Consider the following 14940-nt stretch of genomic DNA (forward strand, 5'->3'; position numbering starts at 1 on the left):
CGGTGTACACACATCTTTCTAGAAAACCAAAATCGTCGTAGATCCCCCTAAATACCCCTTAGAAAGGGGGACTTTGAGAGCTTTTTGCCCCCCTGCTTTTTAAGGGGGGTTGGGGGGATCAAAAGGCTGTGGCGCAACTCTAGAATACTTGCGTGTACACCGTAGCCCCGAAGCATCGGGGAGGGGTGTAATGACTGTGGTTAGCATAACTAATTATGCGGACATAATATGACTTTGGAATTCTTTTTTGATAAACGTTTGAATTACGTATAAATTGTTTAATCTGCATCTAAAACATTCTTAAGTTATAGATGATGTTTAACATCTTTACTTAAAAAGATACAAAACATATTTAATTTATTCTATTAAAACAGAAAGTATCAACTATGAATTGAGGAATCAAAAGCATGACTGCAACCTTCATGAAGCTGCCTAAGTTTCGCAATACTCAATGGGTAAGCTTTGTTGGTGGAGAAGGGATTGTACGCAGCTACACTCCTGAATCTGGCACATGGACGTATCTCATTGAGATGGCATTAGGGCTAGAGCCTGACTTTGGCAGAGTTGGTGCAGAAACGATGATACTCCTCACCGAGGCAGATTTGCGGAGGACATAATCAGGCTTTTAACAAGGCTACAACCTAGTATTGCTCTCATCCGTTAGCTGACTTAGTAGAGTTTTGCGTAAAGCCGACGCATTAACAATGTAAGCCGACGCATTAACAATGCAAGCCAACGCATTAACAATGCAAGCCAACGCATTAACAATGTCAGCCGACGCATTAACAATGTCAGCCGACGCATTAACAATCCTGATCTTGCTTTTTTATTACTTTTTCAGCAACCCCTAAATATGTTCTTAAACTTTTGAAACTTTTAACAGTAGGGTCGCTGTGTGTCATATCTTGTCAAGGAATTATCATGAGACAACTTGTTATTGCTGAACGCATAAGCCTTATTGGTCATATCGTGTCAATGATATTTGGATTGGTAGGGATATTACTGGTTGTACCTAATGCCCAAGTAATTTTCGACTTATCAGAGGTTGGACAAACTGCTATGCAATGGAGTATGGCAGGAGGCGGTGTAGTTTATATGATTTTAGGCGCGGCAGGTGTTTTTTTGTATGCCACGCGGACTTTGGGTTTAAGTCGCGCTTTGGCATTTCTGTTGCCATCTGTATTTATTTCTCTAGGAAGTGAATTACTAGGAACCAGTACTGGTTTTCCATTTGGCCATTATAGTTACCTAAGCGGTTTAGGTTATAAGATTGCGGGTTTAGTCCCATTTACAATTCCCTTGTCGTGGTTTTATTTGGGATTTGTTTCTTACCTACTGGCACGTTCAGGTTTAGAAGTGGACAAAAAACCCAACTTGTGGCGTCATATAAGTGCGATCGCTTTGGGTGCTTTGTTACTAACCTCCTGGGATTTTGTTCTCGATCCTGCAATGAGTCAAACTTCTCTACCCTTTTGGTATTGGCAACAACCAGGCCCCTTCTTTGGAATGCCTTACCAAAATTTTGCGGGGTGGCTGGGTACTAGCTCAGTATTTATGACTGTGACTGCACTGTTGTGGAGAAATAATCCAATTAACTGGGAGCGATCGCAACTTAATATACCTTTTGCAGTTTATTTAAGTAACTTTGGTTTCGCTACAGTCATGAGCTTAACAGCTGGATTCTTTGTACCCGTGTTGTTAGGCTTATTACTGGGTGTCACTCCCGCAGTGCTGCTGTGGTTGAAAGGCTCATCTACACCAGTCCAAGTTCTCATTGAACCACCAGAAATCTCTGTAGCTAGAGTCAAAGTTACAGCGAAATAGAAAGGGCATTGGGCATTAGGCATAAGGAGTACTGAGTGCTGAGTTAGGAGTTAGGAGTTTTGTTTACCCTCTTGTCCCCTCATCTCCCTCACTCCCTCTGCTCCATGCCCCTGCCCCCTGCCATTCCCGCTTAGAGAGTTCTTTTATCGGCAACAACAAACTAGCTTCAATCTCCTGCCGCACAACGTTTGTGATTTCACAGTTGCTATTAAGGCAATCGATAAGCAACTGATTGGCATCGTAATATTGTTGTAATACTTGTTGTTGCTGTGGGCTGAAATGCCAGTGATGCTGAATGTTTCGATACTTCGCGATCGCAGTTTTTAACTGTTTCATCCAAGCAGAATAACTTGTTTGCCACCATGTCTGAATCTTTTCTCTACTTTGTTCTGGATTGGGCAGTAGGTCTTTAAGTTGTTGTAAAGATTGATGTAAGCCAGCATCTTGAACAATTACTAAAGCACTACTCAGAGCATCGTTGCACTCATAGACATCGGCAAAATTAGATTCGCATTCCATTACTAGGTTATCTAATGCCGCATTCAAAAAAATATCTCGCTCGAAGATGCAGACAAGAGCAAAGTACGGGGTAAGGTGAGGAGTCCTAGCCAGGGCAAGATAAAACGCCCGAATTGCAGCAGACTCAGGAGCAGCAAGAGACTTTTGACTTGCCCAAGTTAAAAATTGTTGCAAAGATGGATCTTGAGCCGCTAGCGCATCAACTTCTTGCTTCATCAACTGCACGAAAAAATCTGCATTCCGTAGCATAGTAACCGTTAACAAAAAGATTTCACGCCACCTGGGTTCAGTAATATGAGTCACCAGACGTTCTAACGGTTGTTCTAATGCTTGTAAATTATAACTGGCAACAATTTTTCGAGCAGTCAGGTATTCTTGAAACGTCAAATAAGAGAAAGAGAAAATCCCCCGCACTCGTTCTGCTAGTAATCCATGTTGCAACTCTATCGCCTGAAGTACCCCTTCACTATCTAATTCCAATTCCTCCGGTTCTGTGGAAGCATTCGGCAAATCACTGATATAATCGCTAATGTATTGCTCAACAATGCGTTGTTCAAAAAAGTAATTACCCTGCTCAAATGTCGCGCTAGCAACCTGACTCAGCAACTTAAGTTTTTGTGGTAATGAAAAACCTTCATACACTTCATCCCGCTCAATTGCTTTAGTTTCGTCCCATTTGCCCAGGAGCAGGTCTAAACACTGCTTATAAAACGCAGCTTTTTGGGTTGGAAATTTATTCTGGTGATGAAAAACCCAGCAGGCGAGATGCAAAAACAAGGGAGTGACAGCAAGTCTTTGAAATTGTAAATTTTCGGGCAAATCTAGTTTTTCAATAAATTCAAATGCCTGTTCTTGTTTATTTTGAATGTTCGTTTTCGTAACTGCTGTAAACCACTTCTGAGCAAAAGCAACAATTTGATCTTGACTAAAAGGGGCAATTTCAACATCTGTAAAGCGTCTGAGGTTGAAAGCTTTAGCTGCTGTGCGGCAGGTGACAACAAACATATTCTTTTGATACTTTTCAGATAGTCTGCGAATCTCATTGACGACACTAATGCTCTGTTGATGGAGTACTTCATCTAATCCATCCAGCAACAGCAATACTCTGCCCTCCAACAACAAAGTTTCCAGCACAGATGGATCTGAAATTCCACAGGTGAAGAATTCTTTGCAAATATAGTTGAGTAAATAGAACTCTCCTGCTTCTTTAGATTCGTCAGCAAAATCTCTTAAGGTGACAAAAATAGGAACCCGATTTGCAGCAAATCTCCCTCGGTTGCATTGAATCGCCAGATGTTGTAAAAAAGTGGTTTTACCTGCTCCCGGTTTACCCAAAACCCGCAGCTTTGAATAAGTTTGAACTGCCGCGATCCCCGCCATTTGTGTCTGGGATACTTCACCTAAACCAAAGCGATCAAATTCTTGTGATGTAAAGTTTTGCAAGTCAGCAAACTCTAACCACTGAAGGCTCGCAATCTCCTCCAAAATGTTGACATCAATGTAAATGTCGTCGATTCTAACCGGGCGAGTAACATCTAATAACTGCAAAGTGCCGCACTGGTCTTGAATTTTGTCAAAGCGTTGCGATCGCACTTGTTGTACTAGAGCATCAATATCTAAAAATTCCGCAGCACCAAGTTCTTTTGATTCAGGGAATTCTTCTGGAGGATTAGCCGCAATCTCCCGCCAATTCAACGACAATACAGAACAAATTTCTATAAAGATATGACGCTCAACAGGACGCCCACTAAAAAACCGCCAAATTGGTTGGCGAGTCTTTAAGTTAACTTCAAAAGCCAAATTTTCTTGTGTCCACCCCTTATGAGCGAACGCTTTTTTAGCTTGTTCAATCCCGGTGAGTGATCCCTGGAACGATCGCTTGACCATAGGAGCTTACACACATCAAATAATAATTCTTCAAGTTGACATTATTGCAACATAGAGTTTTGGAACTACTTAGAAACTAAGTGAACTATTTTGGCTATTTTTAAATGTTAATGATTTATTTCAAGCATCTTCAGCCAACATCATATTTTTGGATTATTAGCAATATAAATTAACTTTTTAAAGTATATTTTATAACTTTGTATTTGGTGTTATGGAAAGTTTTTGTATATCTAGTAGCTTTGTGCTGCGGGAAGTCCAAAGTTTATGTACGATTGAGTAATCACAATTATTGTACCACTTTCAAGAAACAAGGCAGGAGGCAGAAGGGAAGAGGATTTGACTTGTTTCTTCCATCCATAACGGAAGCGAGCGCGTCCGTAAACAGCTTCTGTAGGCTTGTGTATGAAAATGCGCTAAACCATATTAGAGCTGAAGTACAAGAAAAAAAAACGAACCGCATACTCCTACGGAGAAGCAAGCTACGCGTAACGTCTCGTAGAGAAGGACGTAAAAGACACAAAAAAAAAGAAAGAAAGAAAGAAAGAAAGAAGAAGTAATAAACACGCCTGCACTGGCGTCTCCCCTTGGGAGAAGACCGCACTGGCTTGGCTATACAAACAAAACCCACCTGCGTGGGTTTCAAATTCTTCGAGTCCGCGTAGGCGGACTTCGTTTGTGTAGCTGCGATTTCTAATCGCCTGGTATATTTGCAAAGGTGAGATGCTCCCTACTTTTAGTTTTTGCCAGCCACAGGTAGACGTATAGTAAATGTACTACCCTGTCCTGGTTCAGATTTCACATCGATTGTGCCTTGATGTGCTTCAATAATGCAGCGAGATAAATATAGTCCCAAGCCACTACCAGAACGTTGGTGTTTCCCTTGACGAAATCGCTCGAATAATATTGCCTGATCTGGTTTAGAAATTCCTGGTCCTGTATCTTGGATATCAATATTTACAGCTACCGGAGTCAGATAGCAGTGAATATCTACAGAACCTTTGTCTGTAAACTTGATGGCATTGCCGATAAGATTTGTCAAAACTCGCCGCAGTTCTAAGCGATCGCCCATAATTATGCTTGCAACTTCACTTCGATCAATATTTACAGTTAATCCTTTTTCTTCAGCTAAAGGAGTTAATTCTTGGGAAACTTCACTAACTAATTCCTGAATATTGCAGGGAGAAATTTTTAAGGTTTTACAGCCCGCTTCATGACGATAAACTTCTAACAAGGTATTTACCATTTCCAGCAGGTCTTGATTGCTGCCAATCATGGTATCAATTATCTCTTGTAATTGTGGTGAAACATCGCAAAACCTCCCTTCCAGCAATAATTTTAATACGCGGTTGGAGGCTACTAGCGGTATGCGTAAATCGTGAGTAAAACGCGAGACAAAATCTGCTCGAAGGTTCGCCATCTGATCTCGTTCGTCGATACTATGCTTGAGGCGCAGGAGCGATCGCACCCTTGCATGTAGTTCATCAGGATCGAATGGTTTGCGAATGAAGTCATCTGCACCAGCGTCGAGTCCTTCAACAACGCTAGACTCATAGTGAGCCGTGAGTAGCAGAATCGGGATAAATGGCAACGCCTGATTCTGTCGGATACGCCGAGTAAATTCATAACCATCTAGCTCCGGCATCATCACATCTAAGAGAATTATGTCTGGCGGTGACTCCTCAACCATAGCCAGAGCAATCTTACTATCTTCTACCAAGCTAATTTCATAGTCCTCATCTTCTAGGACTGCTTCTAAGACAAGTAGATTGTCAAAAACATCATCAACAACGAGAATTTTATCTTTTTTGACAGTTTTAGGTAAAGACATGGCTAAATAAAAAAAGAAGTGCTTGGCTATCCCTAGCAAATCTAGTAATAGCTTACTTCACTAGCCCTGAGATTATTAAGGATTAACATTTTCTTTTAGAGTTTCCTGAGTTAAATACCTTTTTTCTACGTAATTAAACTGCTTTTTCCTGTATTTTATGTGCTATTTATTTTAAATATAATATTTCTTTACAAGGATCTTATCCGCCTGAATTATCCAATTAATACCAGTGTCTGGGTGTTATAGTGAGTTACTTTAGTCCTTTTTCGATGCATAATCCTACTCAAATCAAAGGTAACTACTTAATAGTCACCTACTTTTGCTTGCTACCAGATTTTTAATTAAAAATTGTATATCATAAAACATCGATCGTTAAGTTAATCTATAAAAATATTTATATTTTCTGATTGAATTATATTGTCATATCGAAACTCTTGCCTTAGAAAAGCTTACGAGATAAGGTTATTTATGTCTAATGGTAGATGAAGTTCAGGAAATAATACCAAACTCATTGCTTTTTGTATAAGATCCCGAATAGAAGAACGAGATTATTTTAATCTGTACTTTAGATAAATAATAGTAAAGTTAAGCAACTATGAGTGAAATCAAGATCCTTGTGATTGAAGATCACAACCTGACCAGAATCGGCTTGCGGTCTGCCTTACAAACCCAGCCAGAGTTCAACATTGTTGGTGAAGCAGCTAATGCAGCCGACGGCATCAAGCTTCTGAAAACTCTCAAGCCGGATGTTGCTACTATTGACATTGGTTTGCCTGACATGGATGGTATTGAGCTAACACGCACATTTAGGCAATATCAGGCAGAGAATGAGGACTACACAACAAAGCTGCTAATTTTAACGATGCAAAATAGCGAACAAGCAGTTTTAGCAGCATTTGCAGCAGGTGCAGATTCTTATTGCATGAAGGATATAGAAACTGAGAAACTAGTAGAAGCTGTGCAAACAACTTATGCAGGTAGCTCATGGATCGATCCAGCGATCGCAGACCTTGTACTACAACAAATACGTCAAGATTTCCCCGATGGCAGCAGAGGCGCATCTGGAAAAAGAGTCTTAATTGAAGGTATTGACCCAGATACTGAGAAAAGTATAGTCAGTTATCCTTTAACTCATAGAGAGATGGATGTTTTAGAGTTGATTGTTGCTGGCTGTGACAATGCAGAAATTGCTAAAAAGCTCTATTTAACAGTCGGTACTGTCAAAACTCATGTTCGAGGTATTCTCAATAAACTTTGTGTCGCTGACCGAACACAAGCTGCTGTCCGTGCGTTGCGGGCGGGATTAGTACCGTGAGTAAGTAAATAGCTATCATCAACTGCGTAGACAAGAACACTTAACAAATAAAAATATTTCTTTCCCAGTCTCCAGTCAATTGTTTTTCGGTCAAAGCAATTAACTGGGACAAAGATTTATGAAGAAATTGTTACAAAGTTTAGTAGAATGACATAATTAACTAAATAAGTATTTTTCTATACATACATGATAGCGGATCAATTTCCCTGGCTTACCGCGATTGTCTTACTACCACTTGTTGCTTCCCTGCTCATCCCTGTATTGCCTGATAAAGATGGTAAGCGCGTGCGGTGGTATGCGCTGGGTGTAGGTATTGCAGATTTCGCCTTGATGTGCTATGCGTTTTGGAAGCATTACGATGCCAGCAGTGCTAGTTTTCAAATGGTGGAAAATTATGCCTGGGTGCCTCAGTTAGGTTTTAACTGGGCGGTATCAGTCGATGGACTTTCAGCGCCACTTGTGCTTTTAGCCGGATTTGTCACCACACTCTCGATATTTTCAGCTTGGCAAGTCGATCACCGACCTCGCCTTTTCTATTTTTTAATGCTGGTGCTGTATTCGGCACAGGTAGGGGTGTTTGTTGCCAAAGACTTACTGCTATTTTTCATTATGTGGGAAGTAGAGTTGATTCCCGTCTATCTACTAATCTGCATTTTGGGTGGGCAAAGGCGTCGTTATGCAGCTACGAAATTTTTGTTGTATACCGCAGCAGCTTCTATATTTATTTTAGTGGCAGCCCTGGCAATGGGGCTATACGGCGGCGGTGATATGACATTTGACATCACCGCCCTCGCCAGCAAGGAATATCCCCTTAGTCTGCAACTGCTACTTTATGCAGGATTGTTGATTGCATTTGGTGTCAAGCTTGCTGTCTTTCCCATGCATACTTGGTTGCCTGATGCTCACGGCGAAGCATCCTCTCCTGTGTCGATGATATTAGCTGGTGTGTTGCTGAAGATGGGCGGATATGGACTGATTCGCCTGAATCTTGAGTTGCTTCCCGATGCACACATTTATTTTGCGCCGGTTCTAGCCATTCTCGGTGTTGTCAACATCATCTATGGTGCATTGAACTCCTTTGGTCAGACCAATATGAAGCGGCGTTTAGCTTATTCGTCGATTTCTCACATGGGGTTTGTACTGCTGGGGATTGCGTCCTTCACTGATTTGGGAATCAACGGCGCGATGTTGCAGATGATTTCGCATGGTTTAATTGCATCGGTGCTGTTCTTCTTAGCAGGTGTTACTTACGATCGCACCCACACAATGGTAATGAAAGATATGGGCGGTGTTGGTCAAGCCATGCCCAAAGTCTTTGCCTTGTTTACAATCGGAGCAATGGCATCCCTGGCACTTCCAGGTATGAGTGGCTTTGCTGGCGAACTCTCGGTATTCGTTGGGATGACAAGCAGTGACGTTTATAGTTCGACTTTCTGTACCGTAACAGTTTTTCTCGCCGCAGTTGGAGTTATCCTCACACCGATTTATCTACTTTCCATGCTGCGAGAAGTGTTTTATGGTAAAGACGCAGCGCTGCTATGCGACATTAATAATGCAAGCTTGGAAAATCAAGAAGATGACGGAACAGTTTGTTTTGGTACAGACTGTCTCGTGCCAGAAGATGCAGTCTACGAGGATGCTAGACCCCGTGAGGTGTTTATCGCGGCCTGTTTTCTGCTGATGATTATTGGTATTGGTTTCTATCCCAAAATGGCGATGCAGATGTACGACGTGAAGACCGTTGCAGTCAATGCTAATCTTCGCCAGTCTTATGCCATAGTCTCGCAAACCAATCCCCAGATTTATGCAAAGGGTTTCTTGGTTCCGCAAATTTCCGAGGTTGAGGTAGCGCCCGTTTTGGGAACTTTGAAGTAAGTTTTTCTTCTGTGGAAAGAGCGATCGCTAACTTCGAGAACTTCTAGGTATTTTTCTCAGGAAGAACAAAGTATTGATAGCCGATCGCTATGGATAGGCTATCAATGCCAAATCATTCTCAGGATGCCCAAGATGTTTTTTCTGGAAAAGCTCCTTTTTTCCAATTTTGCCAAACCTTTACTGCTGCTCGTTGAAAAAATGCCTGCGAGTTCTGCTCTGGGATTTCTTGAAGTTCCTTAATTTCTCCACTCAATTTATCTATCCATAAAGAGCCGAGACGATCTTCATGTGGGCCAAAGCGTTAAGTAACGCCGATCTCATCCTCCTTTTCTTTTAGAATCAATACGTAAAAAGCCATAACAGATTAATGTAGTTTGTAAAAGTTGGATACTTCAGTTTTAACTCATTTGAGTTATGCTCATCATGCTACTGGGGATTCCACAAACGACCAGAGCGTTCAGTAGCGTCATGATCTGTCCGGTAGTTAGTATGGAAAATGCCTTCAAACCTCGACTCAAAGTATTCATGTTCCAGTAGTCTCAAATCTTCAGGATTAAAATTACCTCGCTGTAACCTAATCCAGGCATCTGCTATATCTGGATCGGGACTAAAGCGGTTAAATTTGAGATCGTAATCCAACTGGTGTTCATCATAAAATAAATGTTTTTTAATCCGTCGAATGCGAAACTCTGCCCATCCAGTGTTACGTACAATCCCTACTACATCGTCAGCATTACGAATAGCATCATACGCTTCAGGAGCATACTCAAGAAAGCGCTTTAAATATTCCATTTATTAAATTAGTTAATATAAATAGTCAATAATAATATATGAATTAATAATAACATTAGTTTTCAATCATTAGGTAAAAAAATAGATTAATAAAATATAAACACTCAGATGGGTATGCAAACTACCACAACAGATAATTAGCATCACTAGTAAACAAATCACCCCTTTACATGGGATGCTAGTTGATGATTAGTGAGTTTTGCCAATGTCTGTTGTTTCTACCATTACTGTTACTGTTCCCGCCACAACTGCGAATTTGGGGCCAGGTTTTGATTGCATCGGTGCAGCTTTAAAACTGTACAACGAGTTCAAGTTCACTCGCCAAGAAGAGGGTGGGCTAACTATTCATGTCACTGGTACAGAAGCTGAACGAGTCCAAACTGATGAGAGCAATCTTCTTTACCAAGCGTTTGTCAAGTTCTATCAACATATAGAGCAAACACCGCCGATTGTGAAAATAGAGATTAAATTAGGTGTGCCGTTGGCGCGGGGTTTGGGTAGTTCGGCGACAGCAATTGTTGGTGGGTTGGTTGCGGCTAATCAACTTGAAGGTACGCCTATGAGTCAATCGCAGGTGATGGAGTTAGCGATCGCAATGGAAGGACATCCTGATAATGTAGTTCCAGCTTTGTTGGGAGGATGTCGTCTCGCTGCTACCAGTGGCGCAGGTTGGGAAATTTGTGATGTTCCCTGGCATAAAGATGTTGTACCAGTTGTGGCTATTCCTAATTTTGAACTTTCTACTTCCGAGGCGCGGGGCGTTCTCCCCACTGAGGTGAGTCGCGCCGATGCGATTTTCAATACAGCACATTTGGGATTATTGTTGCGTGGCTTGGAAACTGGTAACGGACAATGGTTAAAGACAGCTTTGCAAGATAGATTGCATCAGCCCTATCGTAAAGCTTTGATTCCTGGTTATGATGCTCTCAACATCGCAGCTGTTAGTGCTGGTGCTTATGGTATGGTGATTAGTGGTGCGGGGCCGACACTGTTAGCTTTGGCAGATCAGTTATACTCAAAGGCTGTGGAGGCGGCGATGTTAGCTGCTTGGCAAGAAGAAGGAATTACAGCCGAGGTGCGATCGCTTTCTCTCGATACCCAAGGCGCAAAAAGCTTTTAATATTTTACTCAGCATTTAAAACTCGATTTATGGAGCAAACTCAGGCTGAAATAGCCGCATTTAACTCTCAAATTCAGGCTCTTTTAGAAGAACGCGCTGCACTCACTATAAAAAATAATGTCATCTGTGGCGAGAATGATTCACCCCAGGCGATGGTGGAAGCTTACCGCCGTCAAGCCAGAGAAAATGCCCAATTATCAGTTGAACTCCAAGGCATAGATGCAGCGATCGCCGCCTTGGAAGGCCAGATCAAACAAAAACAAGGGAAGTTAGTGCGTTGGCAAGGTGAATCCAAACAACTTATCCAACAGCAGCAGCTAGAGGAAGCGAAAGAAGTGGCTCAGGTTCATGCTGAACGCATTAATCAACTAGCAAGTGAACTGGCCGCAGAAGTCCGTTTTCTTAAGGCTTGTGCCAATCAATTGAGTCCAATGTATTGGCAGATTTATTACAAGCCCTTTATTACTGGCTTTAAGACAATCTCCGTTCCCTATGTCCGCTCTGATGGGGAAGTATGGACAATTGTCAACCGGATTGTTTAATGCTTTAGCCTTTTCGGTTGTATGCAATATATTGACTTCTCTACTTTTAGGCTATCCATTACCCGGATATTTCTCAACAAAAATATAACTTACTTAAAACAAGAGCAAAAGCATTGATAGGTATACACTCAAATTATCCAGTTTGTAGTTAGCGATCGCCTAGAAAATTTTCGTCATTTACATTCTTCTGCTTTTGTCAAATATCCACATATCGCTTTGTTCTACAATCCTGTCCTGACTTATTTACAGAAATCTTAATAAAAATGTGACTAATGCATAGCAACTTTGAGAGAAGGATTTAGGGTAAGGGCCTAAAGATATTTCTTCCAAAATGGGATGCTCCCTGATGCTCAAAGATAAATGCTGGCTTTCCTCACAAGTTCCTCAAATTGTTCTGCTATAAATATAAATATAGGGCGAAAACCTTTAAGAGATTTAAAATTCAAAAGTCGCTAAACATAGTTGAGGGATTAGTCATGTTTGACAATCCAGCATCTGGAAACCTGAAACCGTAAAGACCAATTACCAATGAAATCGGAGGTCTATTATGATGTTTAAAAAGATTCTAGTTGCATTAGATCGCTCGGAAATAGGGCAACAGGTTTTTGAGGAAGCGTTGGATTTAGCAAAGTTAACACAAGCTAGCTTAATGCTACTTCATGTCCTATCTTCCGAAGAAGAGGGTAGTCCTTATGCTCCTATGCTGTCTAATATGGACTACTATCCAGGATTGACCAGTCAAAGTTTTGAGTTATACCAAAAACAGTGGGATACCTTTAAAAATCTAGGAATCCAGATGTTGCAATCTTTTTGTGCCCAAGCAAACACAGCAGGTATCACTACGGAATTTACACAAAATGTTGGTAATCCTGGTCACATTATTTGTGATTTAGCCCATAGTTGTAACGCTGACCTAATTGTTATGGGGCGTCGGGGTCATTCTCGGCTGATGGAACTATTTCTCGGTAGTGTGAGTAACTATGTTCTTCACCATGCTCCTTGTTCAGTGCATGTTGTGCATCTTTCAGTTACTCCTAAAATAGATGAAGTTGTCAAAGAAACTACAAGCGCTTTCAGCGTTAACTAACTACTAAGCTATTCCACATTTACAGCAGTTTTCATGTATTTGAACCACACCTGTCGTAGAGGCGCAAGGCCTTGCGCCTCTACCGCGTGGTCTATTTACCTGAAAATAGCTGTAACTTGCATAATTAAGGTGGGTAAGACTTCGGCGTGAGTCCTACTTCTCTGCGAGAGGCTGCGCTAACGATAACGCTCAGTATGCTGCCTACCCCACAAAAGTTAGTTATCTCAATCGACAATCTCTGTAAATTCAATCTCCACAAACGATCCTTAGCTACACTGTATTGGGCTAAAATTAGAACGTAGGCGTAGCCCGTCGTAGACATCGCTTTTTTAGTAAGAAATAAAAAGCCCGCTACCCAAAATTAGAGTTGAGAGCGAAAAGTGGATCTATGGAAGAAGATACTATCGAGATCACTGGTTTTCATGCTCATGTTTACTTCGATCCTGCGAGTTGGGATGTCGCTGCGCGTGTACGTGAAGGATTAGGCGCTAGGTTTGACGTGCAACTCGGACGCTGGTTTGACAAGCCCATCGGCCCCCATCCAAAAGCGATGTATCAAGTTGCTTTCTTACCGAATCAGTTTGATAAAGTTGTTCCTTGGTTAATGCTCAATCGTGAGGGATTAGATATTCTCGTCCATCCTGAGACAGGGAATGCTGTGGCAGACCACGCAGTTCATTCCTTATGGTTAGGAGAAAAGCTAGATTTGAATATTGAGTTTCTTCAACAGCTTAGTCCTACTTTATCTAATTAAGGAAAGTAAACGACTTTGTTGGGTAAAAGTTTTGCTTTGAGGCATAAAACTTTTTCTATTGTGACTAATTCTGGTGAAATGGAAAAGTGTAATTTCTTAAGTGCCTATGCATAGGGGCTTTTAGCGGTTTGCTGCAAGTATCGCAATAAAGGAAAAATAGATAAAGTCGAGGCTTAGACCTGACTCAAACTTAAGCTAAGAGGAGATGGTTTTGAAAAGCAAAACATTGTAGAGATCGGTTTGGCTAATAATTGCTTAAATGCCGGATTTTGGGAAATTTTACTTTTTACTAAAGAGGATAACAACAAATCCCTTTATTATCAAAGTTGGTTTACATTTCCGATTGGACATTACAAAAATATTTTTGAAAAAATTAATAAGATTTCATATTGGCAGCATTGGTGGAAATTAGAACACTGGCAAGATCCAAGTGGCACAATAGTAAAAACTAATCTTCTTAGAAATGTAATCAATCAAAAAGAAGTTGCTACTCAATTCCCTCTTGATGAGAGGATAATTGTATCAGGAGAGCAAAGTAGAAAAGTTAGAACTACGCTAGCAACCAATATCACTAAATGGGGAGATTTTTACGACGTTAAAAATGAAGTTAAATTTGCAAGTTTTCGAGCGCCAGGATTTTACGATCAAAATAAGCCTTGGGGAAATCAATACTGGAGAATAGGCAAATTTGATAAAGCCATTTTAAGGAACATTCAACCAATTGGTGTTGAACAAAATTTACAGGAAATTGAGCTAGGATTCACAGATACCAAAACTGGTGAGAAAAATAGATTATTCATCAGTGGCGTTAATCTGAAAACGCTTCCTCAATTGCCTGTAAAAGATTATTCCAAAGGCTTATATATGCCGATGGGAATTGGGATACCTCCTTTTTATCAAAGCTATGAAGAATTAACTAAAAATCATCCAGATGTCAGCCCCTACTTCAGTTTTTTACTAGATTCACAGGAGCGGTGGATAGATCATCACCACTTAGCAGTTGATGGTTCAGTGATGCACCTTGATAAAGATAACCCAAATCTTTTGCATCTTTACTTGCTATCCTATGAAAGAAATACTTTAATAGCTCATTTTTTGATTGATTTGACATAGATTTAGCTGTTCTAGATTGAGTGAGGTATAAAAACCTCACTCCCCTGATCACAAGCTAGGAGACGACTATGATGTACCTTACGTTTACTATTATCTAGTAAGAGAAGGAGAATCCTTTAAATAATTGGTCTTTTAAGACGCGATAAATCGCGTCTCTACATCAGAATTTTGTTGCTCATTCTGAACTATATTGAACTCTAGAATTGAAGCAACTGGTTAACTTAAATATTTAGGGCTTGCTGAAAAAGTCATAAAAAAGCAATTCTTTTGGGTTGACCAGTTAT

At 40.8% G+C, this 14940-nt stretch carries 13 protein-coding genes; 9 read left to right on the plus strand and 4 right to left on the minus strand.

Annotated features, from left to right (window positions below; all coding sequences use genetic code 11):
* The first annotated feature begins 407 nt into the window (after positions 1–407).
* Complete coding sequence (locus tag HWQ43_RS22250) at positions 408–617, plus strand: hypothetical protein (RefSeq protein ID WP_292738127.1); 210 nt, start codon at positions 408–410, stop codon at positions 615–617.
* A gap of 52 nt (positions 618–669) precedes the next feature.
* Here HWQ43_RS22250 and HWQ43_RS22255 read toward each other — a convergent pair whose 3' ends face one another.
* Positions 670–804 (minus strand): hypothetical protein, encoded by a 135-nt coding sequence (locus HWQ43_RS22255; protein ID WP_292738129.1) that lies wholly within the window; start codon positions 802–804, stop codon positions 670–672.
* A 117-nt stretch (positions 805–921) separates the two neighbouring features.
* Here HWQ43_RS22255 and cruF point away from each other — a divergent pair, with 117 nt between their 5' ends.
* Positions 922–1824 (plus strand): gamma-carotene 1'-hydroxylase CruF, encoded by a 903-nt coding sequence (cruF, locus tag HWQ43_RS22260; protein ID WP_292738131.1) that lies wholly within the window; start codon positions 922–924, stop codon positions 1822–1824.
* A gap of 63 nt (positions 1825–1887) precedes the next feature.
* Here the strand turns inward: cruF and HWQ43_RS22265 are convergent, their stop codons facing one another.
* Together HWQ43_RS22265 and HWQ43_RS22270 are read right to left on the minus strand one after the other, a co-directional pair.
* Positions 1888–4230: an NACHT domain-containing NTPase gene (locus HWQ43_RS22265; protein WP_292738133.1), complete on the minus strand. Its 2343-nt coding sequence runs from the start codon at positions 4228–4230 to the stop codon at positions 1888–1890.
* A 733-nt stretch (positions 4231–4963) separates the two neighbouring features.
* Complete coding sequence (locus HWQ43_RS22270) at positions 4964–6058, minus strand: hybrid sensor histidine kinase/response regulator (protein WP_292738135.1); 1095 nt, start codon at positions 6056–6058, stop codon at positions 4964–4966.
* Between the two features lie 595 nt (positions 6059–6653).
* On the opposite strand from HWQ43_RS22270, the gene HWQ43_RS22275 reads away from it, so the two are divergent.
* Positions 6654–7373: a response regulator transcription factor gene (locus tag HWQ43_RS22275; protein WP_292738137.1), complete on the plus strand. Its 720-nt coding sequence runs from the start codon at positions 6654–6656 to the stop codon at positions 7371–7373.
* Positions 7374–7559: 186 nt separating this feature from the next.
* Positions 7560–9248 carry an NAD(P)H-quinone oxidoreductase subunit 4 gene (locus HWQ43_RS22280; RefSeq protein ID WP_292738139.1) on the plus strand — a complete coding sequence of 563 codons (1689 nt, stop codon included), beginning with the start codon at positions 7560–7562 and terminating at the stop codon, positions 9246–9248.
* A gap of 426 nt (positions 9249–9674) precedes the next feature.
* Here the strand turns inward: HWQ43_RS22280 and HWQ43_RS22285 are convergent, their stop codons facing one another.
* The gene (locus HWQ43_RS22285; RefSeq protein ID WP_292738141.1) at positions 9675–10040 is read right to left on the minus strand and encodes a hypothetical protein; all 366 of its coding nucleotides are present in this window, start codon (positions 10038–10040) and stop codon (positions 9675–9677) included.
* Between the two features lie 205 nt (positions 10041–10245).
* Between HWQ43_RS22285 and thrB the strand changes: the two genes are divergently transcribed.
* The 5 genes from thrB (at position 10246) to HWQ43_RS22310 (ending at position 14656) form a co-directional block, all read left to right on the plus strand.
* Positions 10246–11160 carry a homoserine kinase gene (gene thrB / locus HWQ43_RS22290; protein ID WP_292738143.1) on the plus strand — a complete coding sequence of 305 codons (915 nt, stop codon included), beginning with the start codon at positions 10246–10248 and terminating at the stop codon, positions 11158–11160.
* A 29-nt stretch (positions 11161–11189) separates the two neighbouring features.
* The gene (locus HWQ43_RS22295; protein ID WP_292738145.1) at positions 11190–11702 is read left to right on the plus strand and encodes a hypothetical protein; all 513 of its coding nucleotides are present in this window, start codon (positions 11190–11192) and stop codon (positions 11700–11702) included.
* A gap of 550 nt (positions 11703–12252) precedes the next feature.
* Positions 12253–12789 (plus strand): universal stress protein, encoded by a 537-nt coding sequence (locus HWQ43_RS22300; protein WP_292738161.1) that lies wholly within the window; start codon positions 12253–12255, stop codon positions 12787–12789.
* Between the two features lie 388 nt (positions 12790–13177).
* Complete coding sequence (locus HWQ43_RS22305) at positions 13178–13543, plus strand: DOPA 4,5-dioxygenase family protein (protein ID WP_292738147.1); 366 nt, start codon at positions 13178–13180, stop codon at positions 13541–13543.
* 240 nt (positions 13544–13783) lie between these two features.
* Positions 13784–14656 (plus strand): hypothetical protein, encoded by an 873-nt coding sequence (locus HWQ43_RS22310; protein WP_292738150.1) that lies wholly within the window; start codon positions 13784–13786, stop codon positions 14654–14656.
* The last annotated feature ends 284 nt before the right edge of the window (positions 14657–14940 follow it).

Origin of the sequence: Nostoc sp. JL31 (assembly GCF_017114965.1) — a bacterium.
In the GTDB taxonomy this organism is placed as follows: domain Bacteria; phylum Cyanobacteriota; class Cyanobacteriia; order Cyanobacteriales; family Nostocaceae; genus Nostoc; species Nostoc punctiforme_A.